This is a genomic window from Sphingobacterium detergens (assembly GCF_003610355.1).
Classification (GTDB): Bacteria; Bacteroidota; Bacteroidia; order Sphingobacteriales; family Sphingobacteriaceae; genus Sphingobacterium; species Sphingobacterium detergens.
Genome location: NZ_RAPY01000003.1, coordinates 254054 through 277177 on the forward strand (window position 1 = coordinate 254054; position 23124 = coordinate 277177).

Annotated in this window: 16 protein-coding genes; 9 read left to right on the plus strand and 7 right to left on the minus strand. The window is 40.8% G+C overall.

Annotated features, from left to right (window positions below; genetic code table 11):
* Positions 1 to 24 precede the first annotated feature (24 nt).
* The 9 genes from ilvC (at position 25) to DFQ12_RS16795 (ending at position 10477) form a co-directional block, all read left to right on the plus strand.
* Entirely contained in the window at positions 25 to 1506 is a 1482-nt protein-coding gene (gene ilvC / locus DFQ12_RS16755) for a ketol-acid reductoisomerase (RefSeq protein WP_120260208.1), read from the plus strand.
* A 179-nt stretch (positions 1507 to 1685) separates the two neighbouring features.
* Entirely contained in the window at positions 1686 to 3083 is a 1398-nt protein-coding gene (gene leuC / locus DFQ12_RS16760) for a 3-isopropylmalate dehydratase large subunit (RefSeq protein ID WP_120260209.1), read from the plus strand.
* Between the two features lie 32 nt (positions 3084 to 3115).
* The gene (locus DFQ12_RS16765) at positions 3116 to 3643 is read left to right on the plus strand and encodes a PEGA domain-containing protein (RefSeq protein ID WP_120260210.1); all 528 of its coding nucleotides are present in this window, start codon (positions 3116 to 3118) and stop codon (positions 3641 to 3643) included.
* 40 nt (positions 3644 to 3683) lie between these two features.
* Positions 3684 to 4274, plus strand: a complete 591-nt coding sequence (gene leuD / locus DFQ12_RS16770) for a 3-isopropylmalate dehydratase small subunit (RefSeq protein WP_120260211.1) — start codon at positions 3684 to 3686, stop codon at positions 4272 to 4274.
* Positions 4268 to 5746 carry an ATP-binding cassette domain-containing protein gene (locus DFQ12_RS16775; protein WP_120260212.1) on the plus strand — a complete coding sequence of 493 codons (1479 nt, stop codon included), beginning with the start codon at positions 4268 to 4270 and terminating at the stop codon, positions 5744 to 5746. Before leuD ends, DFQ12_RS16775 begins: the two co-directional genes overlap by 7 nt.
* A gap of 122 nt (positions 5747 to 5868) precedes the next feature.
* The gene (gene leuB, locus DFQ12_RS16780) at positions 5869 to 6942 is read left to right on the plus strand and encodes a 3-isopropylmalate dehydrogenase (RefSeq protein ID WP_120260213.1); all 1074 of its coding nucleotides are present in this window, start codon (positions 5869 to 5871) and stop codon (positions 6940 to 6942) included.
* A gap of 66 nt (positions 6943 to 7008) precedes the next feature.
* Positions 7009 to 8172, plus strand: a complete 1164-nt coding sequence (locus DFQ12_RS16785; RefSeq protein WP_120260214.1) for a 2-isopropylmalate synthase — start codon at positions 7009 to 7011, stop codon at positions 8170 to 8172.
* 224 nt (positions 8173 to 8396) lie between these two features.
* The gene (ilvA, locus tag DFQ12_RS16790) at positions 8397 to 9644 is read left to right on the plus strand and encodes a threonine ammonia-lyase IlvA (RefSeq protein ID WP_120260215.1); all 1248 of its coding nucleotides are present in this window, start codon (positions 8397 to 8399) and stop codon (positions 9642 to 9644) included.
* 317 nt (positions 9645 to 9961) lie between these two features.
* On the plus strand, positions 9962 to 10477 hold the full coding sequence (locus DFQ12_RS16795; protein WP_120260216.1) for a DUF2911 domain-containing protein: 516 nt from the start codon (positions 9962 to 9964) through the stop codon (positions 10475 to 10477).
* Between the two features lie 111 nt (positions 10478 to 10588).
* Here DFQ12_RS16795 and DFQ12_RS16800 read toward each other — a convergent pair whose 3' ends face one another.
* The 7 genes from DFQ12_RS16800 to DFQ12_RS16830 form a co-directional block, all read right to left on the minus strand.
* A complete protein-coding gene (locus DFQ12_RS16800) occupies positions 10589 to 12502 on the minus strand; it encodes a sodium:solute symporter family protein (RefSeq protein WP_120260217.1) in 1914 nt (637 codons plus the stop codon).
* A 42-nt stretch (positions 12503 to 12544) separates the two neighbouring features.
* Positions 12545 to 13450: an endonuclease/exonuclease/phosphatase family protein gene (locus DFQ12_RS16805; protein WP_167457300.1), complete on the minus strand. Its 906-nt coding sequence runs from the start codon at positions 13448 to 13450 to the stop codon at positions 12545 to 12547.
* A 147-nt stretch (positions 13451 to 13597) separates the two neighbouring features.
* Positions 13598 to 14809 carry a glycoside hydrolase family 130 protein gene (locus tag DFQ12_RS16810; protein WP_120260219.1) on the minus strand — a complete coding sequence of 404 codons (1212 nt, stop codon included), beginning with the start codon at positions 14807 to 14809 and terminating at the stop codon, positions 13598 to 13600.
* A gap of 31 nt (positions 14810 to 14840) precedes the next feature.
* Positions 14841 to 16652: an aryl-sulfate sulfotransferase gene (locus DFQ12_RS16815; RefSeq protein ID WP_120260220.1), complete on the minus strand. Its 1812-nt coding sequence runs from the start codon at positions 16650 to 16652 to the stop codon at positions 14841 to 14843.
* Between the two features lie 189 nt (positions 16653 to 16841).
* On the minus strand, positions 16842 to 18467 hold the full coding sequence (locus DFQ12_RS16820) for a RagB/SusD family nutrient uptake outer membrane protein (RefSeq protein WP_120260221.1): 1626 nt from the start codon (positions 18465 to 18467) through the stop codon (positions 16842 to 16844).
* 52 nt (positions 18468 to 18519) lie between these two features.
* Positions 18520 to 21534 carry a SusC/RagA family TonB-linked outer membrane protein gene (locus DFQ12_RS16825; RefSeq protein WP_120260222.1) on the minus strand — a complete coding sequence of 1005 codons (3015 nt, stop codon included), beginning with the start codon at positions 21532 to 21534 and terminating at the stop codon, positions 18520 to 18522.
* Between the two features lie 481 nt (positions 21535 to 22015).
* Positions 22016 to 22885 (minus strand): AraC family transcriptional regulator, encoded by an 870-nt coding sequence (locus DFQ12_RS16830; protein WP_120260223.1) that lies wholly within the window; start codon positions 22883 to 22885, stop codon positions 22016 to 22018.
* Between the last annotated feature and the right edge of the window lie 239 nt (positions 22886 to 23124).

A 23124-nucleotide genomic window follows, 5' to 3' on the forward strand; every position in this document is an offset into this window, starting at 1 on the left:
ATTACTCAATACTAAATCAAAACAATGGCAAATTATTTCAACACTTTACCGCTTAGAGAGCAGTTAGAACAATTAAGTCACGCTGAATTCATGGATAATACTGAATTCACCGATGGTGTAAATGCTTTAAAAGGTAAAAAAATCGTAATCGTAGGATGTGGTGCTCAAGGCTTGAACCAAGGTTTAAACTTAAGAGATAGCGGATTGGACGTATCTTATGCTTTACGTAAAGAAGCTATTGAACAAAAAAGAGATTCTTGGAAAAACGCGACGGACAACAACTTCAATGTAGGAACTTATGAAGAGTTGATTCCAACAGCAGATTTGGTCATTAACTTGACTCCAGATAAACAACATACTTCGGTTATCACTGCAGTTATGCCGTTGATGAAAGAAGGCGCAACCCTATCTTATTCACACGGTTTCAACATTGTTGAGGAAGGCATGCAAATCCGTAAAGACATCACGGTCATCATGGTTGCTCCAAAATGTCCAGGATCTGAAGTACGTGCTGAATACCTTCGTGGATTTGGTGTCCCTACTTTGATCGCTGTTCACCCGGAGAATGATCCTCAAGGAAAAGGCTGGGCTGAAGCTAAAGCATACTGCGTAGGAACAGGTGGCCACAAAGCCGGTGTATTGAAATCTTCATTCGTAGCGGAAGTAAAATCAGATCTAATGGGTGAGCAAACTATTCTTTGTGGTTTGTTGCAAACAGGCTCTATTTTATCTTTCGACAAAATGATCGAAAAAGGAATTGAAGCTGGATACGCATCCAAATTGGTACAATATGGTGTTGAGGTGATTACTGAAGCCTTGAAACATGGTGGTGTAAGCGGTATGATGGACCGTTTGAGCAACCCTGCAAAAGTGAAAGCTTTCGAGATCTCTGAAGAATTGAAAGATATCATGCGTCCATTGTTCCAAAAACACCAAGACGATATCATGTCAGGTCACTTCAGCAAGACGATGATGGAAGATTGGGCAAATGGCGATGCCAACTTATTGAAATGGAGAGCTGAAACAGGTGAAACTGCATTCGAAAAAACAGCGGCTGGTGATGTTAAAATCAACGAGCAAGAATACTTCGACAATTATACCTTGATGGTTGCTTTCATTCGTGCTGGGGTAGAATTGGCATTTGAAACAATGGTTGAAGCTGGTATCAAACCAGAGTCTGCTTATTACGAATCATTGCACGAAACACCATTGATCGCAAATACGATCGCACGTAAGAAATTGTTTGAAATGAACCGTGTTATTTCTGACACAGCAGAATACGGTTGTTACCTATTTGATCAAGCTTGTAAACCTTTATTGGCTGATTTCATGAAAACTGTTGATACAGATTTAGTAGGTAAAAACTTTAACGAAAACAAAGATGCAGCAGTTGATAATGCACAATTAGTTGTTATCAACGAAATTTTACGTGATCATCCAGTAGAAATCGTTGGCCGTAAATTGCGTAAAGCAATGACCGCAATGAAAGCGATCAAAACTGTTTAAAAATCCATACGAATTATCTATTTTTTAACGGCCGTATGGAATATCCAAGTGAATTCAATAGACATATGTGCGCTGAAATCATGAAAATTTCGTAATTTAGTATATTAAAACCAAGGTGATATTGAGACATTTACAATATCACCTTGGTTAATATAAAAATAACATAAGAGAGAATAAAAATGTCAAAAACATTAGTAGAAAAGATTTGGGATGCTCACGTCGTCAAGCGTGAAGAGGGGTTTCCTGATATTATATATATCGATACCCACTTGATTCACGAGGTTACTTCACCTCAAGCTTTTGATGGCTTACGCAAAAGAGGAATTCCAGTCTTTCGTCCAAAGCAAACGGTAGCTACTGCTGACCATAACGTACCGACCCTCAACCAACATCTACCGATCAAAGAAGAGCTATCGCGCTATCAAGTTGATATGCTGACCAAAAATTGTGCTGAATTTGGTATTGAATTATATGGTTTGGGACATCCTTATCAAGGGATTGTACACGTGATCGGTCCAGAGTTGGGTATCACACTCCCCGGTAAAACCATGGTCTGTGGAGATAGCCATACCTCAACACATGGTGCCTTTGGAGCTATCGCTTTTGGTATTGGAACTTCTCAGGTTGAGCAGGTCTTTGCGACGCAATGTTTATTGCAGTCCAAGCCTAAAACAATGAAAATTGAAGTCAATGGTACCCTACAAAAAGGAGTTGGCGCAAAAGATATTATCCTCTATATTATCGCCAAGATTTCTGCAGCAGGTGGTACAGGCTATTTTATCGAATATGCCGGTTCAGCAATCCGCTCTTTGAGCATGGAAGCACGTATGACCATCTGTAACATGAGTATCGAAATGGGTGCACGCGGTGGACTTATTGCACCAGATCAAATCACATTTGATTATGTGGAAGGTCGTGAATTCGCACCAAAAGGAGAAGAATGGGACAGCGCCTTAGCCTACTGGAAAACATTGTATTCAGACGAAGATGCCATCTTTGATAAAGTATTGACCTTTGATGCAGCAGATATCGCCCCAATGATTACCTATGGTACAAATCCAGGCATGGGTATGGGGATTGCCGAACATATCCCAGCAACAAGTGCACAACCCGAATCAGAAAGACCATCGTATCAAAAAGCCTTAGACTACATGGGCTTTAAAGACGACTCTACGGTCTTGGGTAACCGTGTTGATTATGTATTCATTGGAAGCTGTACCAACTCCCGTATCGAAGATTTACGCGAAGTAGCTTCATTCGTTAAAGGAAAACAAAAAGCACAGGATGTCGAAGTATGGATTGTGCCAGGCTCCAAGCAGGTAGAAAAACAAGCCAAAGAAGAGGGCTTGGATAAAATATTTGAAGCGGCTGGATTCCAGTTACGTGAACCTGGATGTTCGGCATGTTTAGGTATGAACGAAGACAAAATTCCTGCGGGTAAATATTGTGTTTCGACCTCCAACAGAAACTTCGAGGGGCGTCAAGGGCCTAACGCGCGCACCATGTTGGTATCACCACTGACAGCAGCAGCGGCAGCAGTAACAGGAAAAGTAACAGATGTTAGAGAGTTGATCTAAGAAAATAAAGCATATCGTATATTAATCTAAAAATGAAAAGTAATAGTAATATTAAGATCACATCTATCATCTTAGCCGGGGCGACACTTTTTACCAGTTGTGCAAGCACAACATTAATTCAGTCAAACCCAATTGGTGCAAAAGTTTATATTCAAGGAGAATATGCTGGTACAACACCATATTCTTATAAAGACACTAAAATCGTCGGTAGTACCACTGACCTGAAAATTGAGAAAGAGGGGTATGAACCTTTTTCGACAAGTTTCTCACGAAATGAAAAAGCTGATGTTGGCGCTATTATAGGTGGCATTTTTGTTTTGGTTCCATTTCTATGGACAATGAAGTATAAAGACCAACATACATATGAACTAATACCTTTAGGTGCAGGAGCTAAAAAAGAAGCGACAACAGATACATCAATAGCAACAAAATTACAGGAGCTAAAAAAGATGTACGATGACAAGCTCATAACCAAAGAGGAGTACGAACAACAACGGGAAAAGGTTTTGAACAACTACAGTTCGACTGAAAATAAAACGGATAAAAAAACAGAAAGCTAGTATTTAAAGCTTTTGGTTTTTTATTTTGACTTTGAAAAAAATGAAAAAATTTGAAACTTTAACTTCACCGGTAGTTCCACTACCAATTGAAAATATTGATACCGATCAGATCATACCGGCACGTTTCTTAAAAGCGACCACACGTGAGGGCTTTGGAAACAATCTGTTCCGTGACTGGCGTTTTGATAGCGAGAATCAGCCTAAAGCAGATTTCGTATTGAATAACCCAACCTATTCGGGAAAGATATTGGTTGCTGGCAAAAACTTTGGTTGCGGCTCTAGCCGTGAGCATGCTGCATGGGCGATTCAAGACTATGGTTTTGATGTGGTCATCAGTTCGTTTTTTGCAGATATCTTTAAAGGTAACGCCCTTAATAATGGCGTATTGCCGATACAGGTTTCGGAAGAATTTTTAGCTAAAATCTTCGAATTGGTACACCAAAACCCAAACACAGAAATTATCGTTGATCTCGAAAAACAAACGGTTATGTTGACAGAGACTGGCGATCAATTTGAATTTGAAATCAATCCATACAAAAAATCATGCTTGATTAATGGATACGATGATATCGATTTCATCCTTAATCAAAAAGATTTAATTGAATCATTTGAAACAACAAGAAAATGGTAGACCCAGTCGTCCATATTGCCAATTTAACTATTCAGCATGGTAAGGATACCGTGCTGCAAGATTTAAATTGGCAAATTTTTCCTGGGGAACAATGGATCTTAGGAGGTCCGAGTGGCACAGGAAAAACAACGCTAGCAAAAGCAATTGCGGGACAACTAAAATATCAGGGCAGCCTATCCTTTCATTTGGATATGGACAGTCCCTTACCAGCTCTTGTGCATTACGTCTCCAATTGGTTTCAATTTACCAATCTGGAGGGTGATCGCAATTTCTATTACCAACAACGCTACAATAAATTTGCAAAAAACGATACACTAACGGTTTTTGCTGAATTAAAACATTTTGCAAAGCAACAACAGCTTGCCTTTGAAGATGTAGCACCTTACCTCGCTATCTTTGGATTTGAAAACTTCAAAGATCAACAGTTGATCGAACTTTCCAGTGGCGAACATAAAAGGCTACAGTTGGTCAAAGCACTGTGGCTTCAACCTCAGCTATTGATTATCGACCAGCCTTATACCGGACTGGATGTACAATCCAGAAAAGATCTGAATCAGGTCTTTGATCAGCTTGCAGAAAAAGGTGTATCACTGCTGCTGATCAGTAACGATGACGAGCAGCCTGATTGCATCAATCGTTTTGCTGAAATCCAAGATGGGAAAATAGTCATTCGTCAAAACAGTGGTGAAATTTCAAAAGGAATACCACGAAAGCGAAAGGAATTACCTTATTTCTTGCAACAATCGCCTAAAGTCTCCGCTCCCATCATGGTAAAGATGAAGCAGATTCATATTTCCTATGGCGAGAAGCAGGTCTTAAAAAATATTGATTGGGAAGTTAAAGCAGGTGAAAAATGGTTGTTGCAAGGACATAATGGCTCCGGAAAATCGACCTTATTAAGTCTGATCAATGGAGATCATCCGCAGGCCTATGCTAATGATATCCACCTTTTCGGTAAAAAAAGAGGATCAGGAGAAAGTATCTGGGAAATTAAAGAACACCTTGGTATCATTTCTCCCGAATTACATTGGTACTACGATATGAATGCCAATGTGGGACAAACAATCGCTTCGGGGTTCTTCGACTCAATGAGTCTCTATCAGAAATTAGGGTACGAGCAACAGCAGAAACTGGAACAGGTACTTCATTTTTTCGATCTCAAAGAAGTGAAGCATAAAACATTAGGATCTTTACCCTTAGGTCAACAGCGGTTAGCCTTACTAGCCCGCACCATTGTAAAGCATCCCGAATTGCTTATATTAGATGAACCTTGTCAGGGATTAGACAAGGAACAATCACAATATTTCAATGATGTGATCGATGACCTGAGCAAGAATGGCCAAACCCTTATTTATGTTGGTCATTTCCAAAGCCAATTACCGACCTGTATAGATAACAAGATGGTACTGGAAAAGGGTGAAATTAAATCCGTAGAACGAGTTATCCACAAAAAAGAAGCTTTATCAACATAGAAATTGTGGAAAACGATAATTAACAATAGATATTAGACAATAGACATGAGTGGATGGATATTCAAAATTTATAAAAATAGCATCTCAATACTCATATCTCAATACGCAATACTAAGAAAGCAATGAAAAAAAACATATTAATCATCCCCGGAGATGGCATTGGCCAAGAAGTAACAACATGGGGTAAAAAAGTTTTAGAAAAGATTGGTGAAAATTATGGTCATGAATTCAGTTTCGATGAAGCGATCATGGGACACACTGCGATTGAGGCTACAGGAAATCCGCTTCCGGATGAAACGCTAGCGAAAGCAAAAGCGTCAGATGCGATCCTTTTCGGCGCGATCGGACATATCAAATACGACAACGATCCATCTGCTAAAGTAAGACCCGAGCAAGGCTTATTGAAGATCCGTAAAGAATTGGGTTTATATGCCAATCTTCGTCCTATCCTTTTATTTGATGAATTATTGGATGCGTCGAGTTTAAAGCCTGAAATCCTACAAGGAACAGATATTCTTTTCTTCCGTGAGTTGACGGGTGACGTTTATTTTGGGGAGAAAAACCGCAATGAGGACAATACCTTTGCTTCAGATTTGATGAACTACCACCGTTATGAAGTAGAGCGTATCGCACGTAAAGCTTATGATGCTGCCCGTACCCGTAACAAGAGATTATGCTCAGTTGATAAAGCCAATGTATTGGAAACTTCCCGGTTATGGAGAGAAGTTGTCCAAGAAATTGCAAAAGAATACCCTGATGTTGAAACAGAACACATGTTTATCGACAATGCAGCAATGCAATTGGTTAAGAATCCGAAGAAATTTGATGTCGTATTAACAGCGAATCTTTTTGGTGATATCTTGACAGATGAAGCATCGCAGATCGCGGGATCAATGGGGATGTTGGCCTCAGCTTCAGTCGGTGATGGAACAGGTTTCTTCGAGCCTATCCATGGTTCGGCACATGATATCGCGGGCCAAAATAAAGCGAATCCACTTGCCTCAATTCTATCGGCGGCATTAATGCTTGACATTAGCTTTGGTCTTCAGGAAGAAGCAAAAGCAGTGACCAATGCTGTTGCTGAAACACTAAAAGCAGGTTGGAGAACGGGAGATATCGCCAATGCCCATACTGAGGCATCTAAAGTCCTAGGTACGCAAGAAATGGGTGAAAAAGTATTAGCGTTTATTAAATAGTAATGAGATATGGGTAGGGAGTTTTACTTCTTACGTTTTTTTATAAATCTTTTGAATTAAGAAATTATGTTACACGATCCTAATCATCTTTACATCTTCGACACCACATTACGTGATGGCGAACAGGTACCAGGATGCCAATTAACTACTCCAGAGAAAATTGAGATCGCGAAGGATTTAGAAAAACTAGGTGTCGATATTATCGAAGCCGGTTTTCCTGTTTCCAGCCCCGGAGATTTTCAATCTGTCGTAGCGTTATCCAAGGCGGTGAATGATGTTATTATATGTGCATTAACCCGTGCTAATCAAAACGATATTGACGTCGCTGCCGAGGCATTGAAATATGCCAAGCGCCCACGTATCCATACCGGCATTGGTTCTTCAGATATGCATATCAAATATAAATTCAATAGTACGCGTGAAGAAATTTTAGAGCGTGCGGTAGCGGCTGTAAAACATGCGAAATCCTATGTGGAAGATGTCGAGTTTTATGCGGAGGATGCGGGACGTGCCGATCTGGAATTTTTAGCTAAAATGATTGAATCAGTGATTGCTGCTGGCGCGACAGTGGTGAATATTCCAGACACCAACGGCTATTGCTTACCAGACCAATATGGTGCTAAAATCAAGTATCTCAAGGAGAATGTACGGAATATTGATCAAGCAATCATCTCTGCACATTGTCATAATGATTTAGGACTAGCTACAGCCAATTCCATTGCTGCAATACAAAACGGTGCCCGTCAGGTAGAATGTACCATCAATGGTATCGGTGAACGTGCGGGTAATACCTCCTTGGAAGAAGTTGCGATGATCCTTAAAGTACACAACCAAGCTTTCGGTAGCTTAACTTCAAATATTGATAGCCGTATGTTTACCTATCTATCACGTAAAGTGAGTGAAATGATGAACATGCCTGTGCAACCCAATAAAGCGATTGTTGGCCGGAATGCCTTTGCCCATAGTTCAGGTATACACCAAGATGGCTTCTTGAAACACCGCGAAAATTATGAAATTATCAGACCCGAAGATGTGGGTCTTGATGAAGCAGATATCATCTTAACTGCCCGTTCAGGAAGACATGCACTTAAACACCATTTAGAGCGCTTAGGTTTCCATCTTGAAAAAGATGATCTTGCAGATTGCTATCAACGCTTTTTGGTTTTGGCCGACGAAAAGAAAAATATTTGTGATGATGACCTAAAAAGCCTCATCCAAGAAAAGATATAAAAAAGGGAAGGCTGCTGATGCAGCCTTTTTTTATCAAGAACATATTTTTTAAGAGGATTTCACAATCACATGTATAAACTTTTTTGTTCTATTCGCTCGTGGTCTTTCTCATAAAAATCAACTAAATTTAAATCAACTTTTAAACACAGTATAGGTAGCATCTCCAGCATAGCGGTGGATATCCCCGCTTTCTTTACTACCTTCATTAGACATATCATCTAACTATGGATCTATCAACCCTAAACATCGATTCCGAAGCTACACTTGAGCGCATCAAATCTGTGGTCAATCGTACCCCCCTACAATATAATCGGCATTTATCCGAAAAATATGACGCAGAAGTCTATCTCAAAAGAGAAGATTTGCAAGTCGTACGTTCTTATAAATTACGTGGTGCCTACAATAAGATTATTTCGTTGACAGATGAAGAAAGGCAACGTGGCGTAGTCTGTGCAAGTGCAGGTAATCATGCCCAGGGTGTGGCCTTTTCATGTAACAAATTAGACATTAAAGGTGTTATATTTATGCCTGGACCGACCCCTCGTCAAAAAATCTCACAGACCGAAATGTGGGGTAATGGCAATGTTGAAATTGTATTGACTGGCGATACATTTGATGACTGTCAAAAAGCTGCTCTGGCATACACGGAAGAACATGGTATGACTTTCATTCCGCCATTTGATGATCTCAAAGTGGTGGAAGGACAAGGTACTGTAGCCGTTGAAGCATTGCAGGATCTTCCGGATATGGACGCCATATTTATTCCGATCGGTGGTGGTGGACTAGCTGCCGGAGCAAGCTATTACCTGAAAAGCAAAAACAAAGCGATCAAGTGTTACGGTGTAGAGCCTGAAGGTGCACCATCGATGCAAGCTGCACTTGAAAACGACGCACCCTTTGAATTAGAGCACATCAACAAGTTTGTGGATGGAGCTGCTGTAAAAAAAATAGGGGCTACAACCTTCGCCATTGCTAAGCAACTGCTTGATGATACACGCTCTATTCCTGAAGGTAAAATCTGTACCTGTATTTTGGAGTTATACAATAAAGATGCAATCGTCGTTGAACCTGCAGGAGCACTTTCTGTTGCCGCATTGGAGTTCCACAAAGATGAAATTAAAGGGAAGAAAGTAGTCTGTATTATTTCAGGTGGCAACAATGATATTGACCGCATGAGTGAGATCAAAGAACTGTCTCTACTTTATGAAGGATACAAGCACTATTTTATCGTTCGCTTTCCACAGCGCCCAGGTGCATTAAAACTTTTCGTTTCCGAGGTTCTCGGTCCTAAAGACGATATCACCCGGTTTGAGTTTATCAAAAAAACAGAACGCGAAAGGGGTCCAGCCCTAGTCGGCATTGAGCTCAACAAGCCTGAAGATTACGAAACATTGATCGAACGAATGAAAGAATACAAATTCGATGTCATTGAAATCAATAAAGATCAAACATTATTCGAATATCTGGTGTAAAAAATAAAAAGCTGCGATTTAAATGCAGTAAAAAAATAAACACATTCAAAATTAGAGAATGGACCACAGCCCAAAAGTTAGACAAAAAAACTTTTGGGCTGTATTATTATGAGCGAACAGACATTTGAAGATAAACTCGTCCTTTTTTCAATGGACTAGCTTGAGTAATAATAGGAAACGGGAACTGTATTTATATTTCCGACAAGATTAAAAACCGGTTTGAACAATTTGCCAAGTCGTTTATATCTGTTAAAATTAATGCTATTTTCATCACATAAAAATCTTATATTTAAGTGTTTAATCAAAAATAAGCACAGATGAGAGTACTAATTTTAACGATTTTGACCCTAATCGGTCAACTTAGCTTCGCCCAGACAGACAAAAGCAAACGTCCAAGTCCTCCAGACAACACCAAGGTAACCACAACCGATGGTGTTACCATCGACATCAATTACAGCCGTCCTTCACTCAAAGGTCGCAAGCTCGGAGTTGATATTGTTCCTGCCGGTGTAGTCTGGCGTACAGGCGCCAATGAAGCCACTACGATCGAATTCAATAAAGATGTATTGGTTGAAGGAAAAAAACTAGCCGCAGGGAAATATGGTCTTTATAGTATCCCTGGAGAACACGAAACAACCCTTATGTTCAGCAAAGTGTGGAATCAATGGGGTACAAAATATGACGCTAAAGATGATGCGCTACGCGTTTCAGTCAGTAATGGTAAGTCAGATAACAGTCAGGAACAGTTCAAAATAAATGCGACTCCCGAAGGTAATATTTCACTGGAATGGGGAGAATACGTCATTCCTTTTAAGGTCAAAGCAAGTAACTAGCTGATCCCATAAGTCCGTTTTATAAAAATAGGCTACCGGTCAAAGTACGACGGGTAGCCTATTTTTATAGGATCGAACAGCTTTAATATGGTCAAAAAGCAGTTCGTATGCTTAGTCAATAATCGTCTTTTCAGTGACCGTCTTGTCTGTTTTATTCAACCCGTACTTTACCATAAAGGCATTATACTCCTCCTCATCACGATTCATCTTATCATACCAGTTCTTTTTCAGTATAAGTGTAGTAATACCCAATATCAAGATTGTTGCGAGTAACCCTTGTCCCTGTTTGATCACAATATACATGGGCACCAAGGTCAGACAACATTGCCATACAATGCCAACGACCACATTGACCATATCCCGTTTAAAATGATCATTCTTCTTGAGATCCGGATATTTCGCTAGGGCTTTTTGATGAATCGGGGCCCAAAATCCCCAAGGACGCACACGCACATAAAAGTCTACCAACACTTCCTCTTCGGTGGGTCGGGATAACCATGTTCCTACAAAACAACCCAATAAAGATAGGACAAACAAAAAAGGAAAGAAATACAATGGCAGTGTATCCGGAAAAACCTGCGGTAAAATAATCGCTCCGAATATGCCCGCTAGCATTCCCCAAAAAAATCCGGCACCATTAAAACGCCACCAATGCCATTTCAATACGTTTGCGGCAATATAACCGCCATATAACGCGGAAACAATCCATTGTAAAACGGAATTTATATTCTGCACATATAAGCCAATAATAGTGCTACAGACGACCACAGCGATTGATACAGCATAACTCAGACGGATCTGCTTTTTGGGTGAAGCAGACCGGTACATAAACTTCAACAACACGTCATTTACAAGATAAGCCTGAGCAGCATTTACCGTTGAAGCAAATGAAGACATGAATGCCGCCAATAGCCCAGCTAGCAATAGCCCAGTCAACCCAACCTTGCCGAAGCGGCTGATAGCTTTAGGCAGAATAATTTCAAAATCCATCTGATTGCCCATATGTGCAAATTCATCCCGAAAAAATACTAGCGCTAATACTGTGAACCCCATAATCATCAGATACCGTGGGATAAGTAGAATGACCGACACCGAACCGCTCATTAAGGCCGCTTCCTTAGGGGATCTACAGGCCAATATCTTCTGCATGTCATAGTTGGCAGCCGGTCCTGCCATGCTCATAAATAACCCTTTAAATAGCATCATCATGACAAATACCGTAAAAAGATTATATTGATCATCGGCGATCCGATCCATGATGGAGGGAAGTAAAGTACTCCAGTCCAAATCCAGGTGCCAACCGAAGAAAGGAGAGTCCCAGCCTTCCGGTGTGTTTGCCGCCAATAGTTCAGGGCTAACCTGCTGCATAGCAATGACAGCAATAGCAATCCCCGAAATAATCATAATAGCAAACTTGACCATATCCGCCCACACAATACTGTGCATCCCACCAAGCATGACGTAAAAAGTCGTAATCGCTGTAAAGAAAATACCATACAGTTGAGGAGCCATCGCTGGATCAATCGTCAATGGAATAAAGCGAGATACTTGTTCCCATGGAAAAAAAACTTCCATGAATTTCCCTATACCGATAAAGCCGTAACACAAAAAACCCATTACCGCAACAATGGCATATAGAATGACGATGGTATAGGCGCCATCAGCTCCCCGACCATGACCAAAACGTGTACGGATCCATTCTGCTCCGGTGAGGACATTGGATCGCCGCAACCAGACCGACAAATAGACCATCAAAAAAATCTGATTAAAAACAGGCCATAACCAAGGGATCCACATGCTTTTTAAGCCATATACAAAAGCAAGGTAAACCATCCACATGGTTCCTGAAATGTCAAACATGCCCGATGCATCAGAAATACCGAGCATGTAATAGGGAAGCGTTTTTCCGCCTAAAAAATAGGAATCAAGATTCTTGGCGGCTCGCTTTTTAAGGATCAAACCGATTACAATCATCGCAAGCAAATAACTGACGATGATAACTATATCTATTACGGAAATTTCCATGAATATTCTTTTCGTGGTCATCCGCAATCTACAATTATATTTCTATTTCTCCAATTGATCAATCACGACCGAAACTGGGTAGTGATCGGATATGCCCTCCAGTGCAGGACCATTATGCACTTCCACCTGCTTCACATGAGATGCTAAAGGGTCAGACAACAAAATATAATCAAGACGTTCAGAAACACCAGCCAACCGGGAGTCTCCCCATTTCCAATTGTAAAGCGTCGCTGCGGGGTAGCTGGCACGTTTGATTTCAGGAAATACATACCGCCCGATACAATCGTCAAAACCGGCGGCCAGGAAAGTTGATAATACACGATAATCAAATCTACTTCCGTTCATATTGCCATACTGTGGATGTTCCTGATCCCATTTCGCCAAATTTGTCTTCAATACAGACTGCGTTTCCAACCAAATGGCATCTAGTGGGGAGTAGGCATTTAGATCTCCCATAATAATACAGCTGTCCAAGCGATTATTCTTTACGTATTCCACAATTTGTCTTGCCTCTCCAAGCCGATATTTCCAGGAAAAAGGGCTTAGATGTGTTACGATAAGATCTAAATTTTTGATCTTCACATGCAACATCCCATGCCAAAACTGATCTACTTGTGCTTTTACAAGTCTGATCGGATAACGTGAGGAAATACCGACAGGGTAACCTTGCTCTTTTAACAAAACTGTGTAAGTATGTCCATATGTTTTAGCCAATTGTGCGAGATCTGCTTGCTTAAAATCGACCAGCTCCTGCAATGCCACAATATCAGGCTGCTCTTTTCGCATCCAATCACTAAATTTATCCTTTCGATCTTGCTGCTTCTCAAAACCATTCCAAATATTATAGGAGATAATTTTTAAGGTACCCGATTCTTGAGCCCGCACAGAAAACGCCAAACTGAAAAGACTGATCAAAGCGAGAATTTTAACACAAACATTCTTTAACATAGTATTGTTTTTTTTCATTGCACATTTTGTTATCATATCTTTCATCGCGCCTTTGCATAACGTGTGTTAAGCACATTATTTTAGGTATACAATTTACGATCATTTACTGTAACTCGGGTACACGTTGTATTTCTTCTAGATCGAGTACTATTGTGAAAGATGACCAACCTCTCCCCGACTCTTATTGTTTATATAGTGCATATTATGATCAATCAGATTAATCACCTTACGCAATGATTCCGCTGAGCGGAGCCCGTCTGCTGGTGTATTCAGGCAATAATCCAGCAATTTCGTCACAGAAGAAACTGCAACATGTGTCCGCGTATCGCTGGAGGCGTAATAAATATACACGGTACCATCTGCATCCATAATCCAACCGTTAGAAAAAAGCACATTGGAAACATCCCCCACCCTTTCCTCACCTTCGGGAGCCATGAGATAGCCCGCAGGTTCCGCAATTAATTCACTTGGATCCTCTAGGCTCGTGAGATAGAGGTATAATACATAACGTAAGCCCGCTGCAGTACCCCTGACTCCGTGTGCGAGATGCAACCAGCCTTTCTCCGTCTTTAGCGGTGTCGGTCCTTCCCCATTTTTAAGTTCCTTGATCGTATGATAAAAACGTTTATTAATAATCTTTTCCTTCTGGATAACAGCTTTGGTGATATCCTCCACCAAGGCCCATCCAATGCCACCACCACTTTTTGCCAGAATAAAATCATCCTGGGGGCGTGTATAAAACGCGTATTTTCCTTGTACAAACTCAGGGTGCAGCACCACATTGCGTTGCTGACTGTCCGCCTTTAAATTAGGGAGACGTTCCCAATGTATCAGATCTTTTGACCGAATAATCCCTGCAGAAGCGACGGCACTAGAAAGATCGCCTGGAGCAGCATCAGACGCACGGCGTTCACTGCAGAAAATTCCATAGACCCAGCCGTCGTCATGTGCCGTAAGCCGAAGATCATAGACATTGGTTTCATCAGATTCCAAATCCGGAAGTGAGACTGGATGATCCCAGAAGCGAAATTGATCTATTCCATTGTCACTTTCGGCAATTGCAAAGAAAGACTTTCGGTCTACTCCCTCCACACGAACGAATAGCAGGTACTTTCCTTTCCAATAGATTGCTCCAGCATTCATGGTTGAGTTGAAGGCAATTCGTTCCAAAAAATGAGGATTTGTCAATGGATTGAAATCGTAACGCCAGGTAAGCGGAATATGTTCTTTGGTGACAACAGGATTAAAATAACGCGTGACAATTTTTCCAGGACTGGATAATCCAACGTTTGCTTTTTCTAATAATAAACGTTGTGTTTCGATAATATAAGCTTGCTGACGCTCAAAGGATTCGGACATAAAACTACGTAAGTTCAAAAAAAATAATTATTTATAAATTCGTTGGATAGAGTGGTATACGTGTTACCCGGTGAAATGCTGTTCCGCTGCCGGTAGCTATTTCAAGTTCAAACAAAACTTCCTTTGTCTTCGGATCGATTTCCATCACACGGCCTCCGGTTCCTATGCTTGTTTTTACCCCCATACCTGGGAAAAACAAGATATTACCGGTCTGCGGCAGGTATTGTACCCCCGATAAAGCTTGAGAAAATGCATTTGCACCTCTTTCTTTACCATAGGACCAAAGTTGTTGCACTGTTTTCTTAGCCGCATCAATTTTATATTCGACCACTCGGCTATAATTGTTTACACCGGTTCCAAAATTGGGGATCCAGCTTCGGTTATAGCCATTATCAAAGACTAAAATACGATCTTCGGAAAGTGCCACTGGTGTATGAGGGCCCCAGGGCCAGTCAAATCCCACAATGCTTGCATCACCATTGATGACAGCAGGATCGGTAATAACTGTACCATCTTCGGCAATAGGTTTCAGCAACAACGATTGATAATTGGCACCCCAAAATTTATGTGGTGAAATCATCCATTGAGTCTGTCCTGCGTGGTTAAAACGCACAATACCTTGATAACGTAAGGTCGCCAGCAAGTCATTTCCTATTTCGGCAATGGAGTTGTTGTGTGCCCAGTTATTTGCCGTCTGTGAAAATGCCGGTGGAGTAATACCATCGGGTTTTATATAACGGGTAGTATCCAGCTGCTTGGCCAGATCCCATTCATTGACTAAACTCCCTGTTTGGGGATTCAATTCAACGATAAAGTCATTGATACGGGGTTCACCATTAACCAAACGTGCGGCTGTTTTTGTGACAGTTATTAAAAAATTTCCGTTGGCAGCCTCTGTAATTTCATGATGAAATCCAAATCCTAGTTTAGCAAGATCCCATTCTCGCTTCAGATTACCGAACATATCAATTTCCACTACCCTTTGCTGCGCCTGGTCACCCGCAATAAAAGTTCCACTTTTAGTACGTTTGAGGCCAATGGAATAAGAGAGTCGATTTAGTTCGGGAGATGATTTGAGCTGCAGAAGCCAGCGCAATTCCCCTTCCTGATCGATCATATAAGGAAGTGAAACATCAGCTTCGCTCTGACCTGGATAATGAACCAGATTGACGCCTGGCTCCATTTTACCGGCTTGAGCTTTTACAATCTTCCACCTTGGGAAGTCCTGCAGACTTAATGCCGCAGTCTGGATATGTATCGTCGTTTTCCCTCTTTCATTGCCTTCCCGATCGGTAAAAATCAGATCGACAACATTATCGTGATCAGGATATAAGCCCAGTACAGGCACACTTTGTCGCGGAATATCGGTATGGCACAAATGTGTAATTGCACCCGCAGCTCCATTTTTTCCTTTCACGGTCACTTTCACACGACCATAAGTAGGTAACCACACATCGACCATCGCCGCCAACGGATTATACCCGGAGGGATTGAGCTTGATCTTTTCAATAATATAATCGAGTGATGTGCCTTTCGTCGGGACGACCAATTTGGAACCGTCACTAAACGTCAGATCAGTCCGCCAGCGGGTCAGTTCAGGTTCTATTCTTGAAATATCCGTCAATGGAATGTTTATACTTCCTTTTTCAAAATTGAAGATATACTCATCCACTTTCTTCGTGATGTCCAGTAGCAATTCGCCATCCTTAACCTTTAGATCTAGGGAAAGCTTAGCTGTTGATTCTACTGCTGTCTCCCGATCTTTCTTACAAGAAACAAACAGCAACAGTAAGGTTGCTCCATATAAGAACAAATCTGCAAAAGTACTACCTATTTTTCTCATTGCTATCATACGTTTATGTCGTTAAATTCGAGCTTTTCTAATATTCCAGCAGCAGGAATACTGCTGCTGGAGAAAAATTTAGGTTTATGTATGCAGTATTGTACTATCAATTACTGCTTTTTGGGGGACATTTTTAATTAGATAACTTACCATGTTCAGTGTCGACCGAAGCCATAGGCTATCTCACACCTATCGCCACAATGGATGCTGCTGAATTTTTGAATTTGTATTAATTTCAGCTTCTGGAATCGGTAAATAGTAATGCTTAGGCTGGAAATTATTAGCGCCCTGCTTTTTATTATCGACAAAGATCTGTTTCATTTGTACTGGTGTATACCAGCGTTTTAGATCGAAAAAGCGATGTCCTTCAAAGAAAAATTCCAGCTCATTTTGTTTGATCACCTCCTTCATCAGCTCATCGGCATTGGCCCAGGTTTTATTTGCTAAACCCGCACGATCACGAACACGCTTCAAACTAGATGCAGCTCCCGCTGTATTTCCATTTTTTGCACAGGCTTCGGCATGCAATAACAAAACCTCAGCAAAACGGAATACGCGAAGGTTATTATTCCGGTTAGCGGCGTCATACATGCTATTCGCTCCGGAGATATTTCTATAAAAGTTAGTATATTTCTTAATCAGGAAACGACCAGTTTTACCATCAATTGCGGGAAAAGTAGGCTCGCCGCGTTGACGTTTAGGTCCAGCATTGCTCCACATAAGGTCGAAAGATTGATTACCAAACCAGGCACCATCAGTAAGCCCTGTTTCATAATCAGAGTATTTCCAAAAGAAACTTGTATACATCCTTTTATCAAAGCGCGTATCAGAGCCCACAGGACGCTCTTCGGAAATAAAGTCACGAACGACAGCTGCCCCCGGCATTAATTTAAACCAAGCACCTGTACCATCTGGTCCAGCAAAATTAGGTAGAACAAACCCCATTGCGCAAGAAGCACAATCTACACCCCAATTTCCATCTCCTCCAAATTTGCTATCGTAGACTATTTCCCAAACTGACTCTTTATTAAGCTTGGTTGTTTCCTTGAAATTATCTTCAAAATTAGCCGTCAAATCGTAAGTATAGGGTGCTGTCAATAAGGTTTTCAGTTCTGCTTCGGCCTCAGCATACTGCTTACTGTATACAAGTGCCTTACCTAGATAGGCAACCGCTGCCCCCTTTGTAATTCGCCCAGCTTCGGCGGCAGATCGTGTTAGCGGTAGATTGTTCTTCGCTATTTTAAAATCTGCAACTACCTGTTTCCATACTTCGGCTTCTGCAGCGGAAGGCTTGCTCGCACCATCTGGATCATCATCTGTTGGCAACAATCTCAAAGGCACATCACCATAATTTGCAGCCAGCAGGAAATAATACATTCCTCTTAAAAAGCTCGCTTCCCCGATCAATTCCTTCTTCCTGTTTTCATCCATCGAAACACGTGGAATATTTTTCAAAAATACATTCGCTCTGTTTATCCCATTATATAAGCTACCGAAATCGCTCTCTGGTGTACCTGCCGAATTGAGAAAATTGATATATTCCCAGGTAAATGCTTCTTCACCGCTGAGAAACCACATATCATCCGCCCTATTCATCGTTTGATAACCACCATATGCTCCGTAATAGCCTGACATTTGTGAGCGAATTGGCGAATAAATAGTAGCCATGGCAGATTGAGCATCGGATTCAATTCTCCAATAGGTTTCCTCAATAGGTAAATTAGGATTGGTTCGATCCAAAAAATCTGACTTACAACCTCCTAAGAACAACAAGGACGCTGCTATAACCGTATATTTTTTTATTGAAAAGTTCATCTATATCGTATTTAAAACATAAAATTTATTTATATAACAGATCGATTATCCGTTAAAAATTAGCTTGGACACCAAACATAATGGTTCGAGCCAATGGAAAACGGCCATGATCCGTACCAGCTGTTAATACACCCGATGGTGTTCCATTATCACCATTACTTTGACCTAAATCTGGTGTATAGCCTTTATATTTTGTCACTGTAAACAAATTGTCCCCAGCCAGAAATACGCGTGCATTTTTCAAAGTAGCCTTACTTAGCCATTGTGCTGGCAATGTATATCCTACTTCAATAGTTTTTAAACGGAAGAAAGCCCCGCTCTCAATCCAACGGTCACTGACCCGGCGCTTATTGTCATTTGGATCCTGTCTAGTGTAACGAGGAATGTCGGTATTCGTATTGCTGGGGGTCCAAGACTCTAATAAACGAGCGGAATGATTGTTCACTTCGTTGGTTTGTTCCATGCGAGCTCGGGTATAATTATAAATCTTATTACCGTACATACCATCAAAAAAGACAGCCATATCGAATCCTTTATAATCTAGACCTCCTCGAATACCATAGGCAAGACTTGGAAAAGGGCTACCAACATACTGACGGTCATTATTGTCGATACGACCATCTTTGTTATAATCTACAAATTTGATATCCCCGGCAGCAGCATTTGGTTGAATTACTTTGCCATCTGCTGATTTATAGGCTTGTGCTTCTGCATCTGACTGGAAAAGTCCATCGGTTTGAATCACCCAGAAACCGCCAATTGGATAACCAACTTTTGCCCAAGTAATTGTTCCCTCACCTTGTGGATTATAGCCACCAAATTCCTGAACATTACCTACTGTAACTGCTTTCACTTTATTTTTCACCGTAGAAGCATTCACGCCAATGTTATAGTTCAATTCTCCAACAGAATTCTTGTATGTCGCTAATAACTCAAAACCTTTATTGCTAATTGTTCCCGCATTCATTACTGGTGTTCCTTTAAGTCCAGCGGAAGGAGGTTGATTGATGCCTAAAAGAATATTCTTGGTCTCACGTACGTAATAATCAGCACTGATGTTCAATTTCTTCTGCATAAATGCTAAATCCAATCCAATATTGCTTGTCGCAGTTTCTTCCCAAGTCAGATTTCGGGGCGAAACCCAGTTGATACCTGTACTTGCTCCCTGCCACCAGGTACCACCTTGTAAGTAATTGATACCGTAAGTAGTTATCCGTTGTGTGGTGTAATTTGCAATTTCCTGATTACCTAGTCGACCATAACTAGCACGTAGTTTAAATTCATTAACTGTACCTTTTGCTGTTTCGAAGAATTTCTCATTCATCACATTCCAGCCCAAAGCGATAGACGGGAATACCCCATATCGTGCTCCATCCGCGAATTTGGAAGAACCATCGCGACGTATTGTAGCTGTAAGTAGGTAACGGCTATCATAACTATACATTACCCGTCCAAACTGAGAGATCAATGCAGCCTCATTTAGGCTTCCAGAAGTCGTTTGTTCTGTTGGAGAAGCGGCATCAATAGCATCAGTCCCCAATGGGAGATTATTTCTTCCCACACCAAAACCTCGATTCGTATTTTCCTGTGCGGAATAACCCGCTAAAGCTGAAATGGTGTGTTTGTCAAACGTGTTATCGTAATGTAATGTATTTTCTACTAACCATTGATTGTTAAAAAATGCGCTTTCATTGAGAAAAGATTTACGCACATCGGTACCATACGTATAGGCATCCCCTTTATTATAATTCCGGCCAGTTGTCTTGTTGACCCCAACATTTAATTTATATTTCAGTCCTTTAACAAACAAATCTACTTCAGCATATCCATTGAGCATAAGATCTGTCTGATAGACATGTCGGTTAAATAAGTTCAAAACCCCTACTGGATTGTCCAAGTTCTTCATCCACGGAGCATAAGTAGCATATCCTCCAACTAAATTGGCATCATAAATAGGTACCAGCGCGTTTTGTCGTAAGATATCTGTAATGGTCAGGTCTGAAAATTTTCGGTCACCTGATTTTATCAAAAAGGTATTTCCTACCCGTAAGTGGTTGTTAAAAAAACTGAAGGTATTTTTTGTACGTAGATTGAATGCTTTATAACCAGTAGTTTTCAAAATACCTTGTTGATTTAAATAACCTCCGGACACACTATAAGTAGACTGTTCTCCTCCACCCGAAATATCTAGGTTGACCTTATTAACTGGGGCTGTATGAAATACCTCGTCTTGCCAATTTGTATTCGTATTCAGATTTTGCGCTTCCGTTGGTAGGTATCCGTTATCCTGTTGAAACTGTTTCCATTGTGGGCCATCCATCAAATCCATTTTTTTAGGAAGGCTTTGAATACCCGTGTATGCATTTACGCTTAAAGTCGCTGGAGTTGCTTTTCTACCGCCTTTTGTCGTAATGATAACAACACCATTGGCCGCCCGAGATCCATAGATCGCCGCAGCTGAAGCATCTTTCAACACTTCCAGTGAAGAAATATCATTGGGATCCACCATATTGATATCGCCAAATACCCCATCAATGACGTAAAGAGGTGCATTATTCCCCATAGAACTTAGGCCACGGACATTAATACTCATACCTGCACCTGGCGTTCCGCTAGCGCTAGATACCGTCACCCCTGCAACTCTTCCCTGCAAAGCACCTGCCGCGCTTTTGGCTAAGTTTGCCTGTAGATCTTTACCTGTAACAGATGCCACAGCGCCCGTCAGATCACTTTTTTTCACTGTACCATATCCAATAACAACAACTTCATCCAAATCGGTTCCTGATTGAAGCACAATACTATAAGTTGATGCATCATTGACAAGAATCTCCTGTTCCTTCATCCCCACATAGGTAATTTTTAAGGTTTTCCCTTTCTGAACATCAAGCGCAAACGAACCATCAGCATCAGTTTTTGTCCCCCCGGTGCTACCTTTGATGTTTACCGTGGCCCCCGCCACGGGCTTATTATCTGCATCAAGGACTTTCCCCCTTACTTTTTGGGATTGTTGTGCCCAAGCCAATGTGCCATAAGCCGAAAGTAAAAGCAGTAGAGCTGTTTTTCTCATATTTGTGTATTTAAGGTTTACAATAAATAGATAGATTGTATATAATATGTCTATACTTAATTGGGTATACTATTATTGGTCTATAGAACGAAATTAGAGAAAAGGAAAAGTCAGGAATAGCAAGATCAGGTCATTTGTATTGCACTTTTACTTCATATTTCAGGTAAATGGACTTTAACAAAAACGAACGCAAACGATTGCGCGCTCCTAAAAGGAAAGGCGATTTAGGAAAATATGCACTGGCTCAGCAAAAAATACAACACACTGAAAAACAACATGTTAAAAACAATACAACAATAATTCATTGAACTCTGAAGTCATTTCTATTGAATTATTCCACAGTATTGAACAACACTATGCAATCGTTTATCAGGCAATATGGTCATTGTCAGACAAATTGCCTTTGCTTGCCCATTACCATCATTATGTTTAAAAAAATGTACTCATAATCTGAGTATAGGAGTAGGTTGCGGCCAGATCGCTAGATAATCATCTGCTGCTTCCGCAGGCTATTTCTGTATTCAATGGGCGTTATTCCTTTCTTCTTCTTGAATACACGGTAGAAATAAGAAACACTATTAAAACCACATTGCTCGACAATATCAGCAATTGGAGTCTCCTCTTTTAACAGCCGAACGGCCATATTGATCCGGAAGTCAAGTAAGTAGTCTGTAAAATTCAATGTTGTAGCTGATTTCAGGAAGCGAGAGAAGGTCGATTTGCTCATGTTCATAATCGCGGCCACCATAGGCAGACTCAATTCCTTGTTGATATTCGCAACAACATATTCCTGTAAGCGTCCCATAAGCAACTCACTATTGCTCAAGACAGAATTTGTCGCTGTCGATAATACACGGATGTCCTCACCTTTTGATAATTCATAAAGCAGGACAAGCAACTTCATGACTGAATAAAACCCATCACGCTCCAAGGTCAATATGCGAAGCAAAGGAAGCACCCGGTCAACCGTATCTTTACCGAATACAACACCGCGCGAGGCTTTTGACAAAAGCTGCTGTATACTTGCAAATTGCTTTTTGTCTAGATATTGATCAATAAGTGAGGGGTGAAACTGTATCGTAATTTCGTGGATATCATTCGACTGACATTCACCATCTTTCCAGGCATGTTCAAGCTCTGGACTCGCAATCAATACCAGATCTTGCTCACCGATCGTTTCTACAGAATTACCAATGATACGCTGTGCACCCGAAGCCCCTTCCACATAGTTGAGCTCATATTCAGGATGGATATGTACCGGAAAAGTGAAAGAAGATTTTCGTCTGTCAAAGACCACAAAGCAATCATCAGAGGACAATGGCGATTTTTCTCGAAATATATCAGGTCTCATAATTAGTTCTTTTTCCCTTTGGTAAATTACCCAAACTTAACTAAAATTATATGCATAATCAATGCTTTCTTCCTGTCAAGAAACATTTCAACTCAGCAACAATACGCCGATTTCCGCTATTGTCTCCCAGGAATTCAGGTATTGACCATCAACTTACAACACAGCACAAACGCACTAGCCTACATTTTATACAGTCAGAAAGTACCTGATGAGACTTTATTCTCCTTATAGGATAGTCA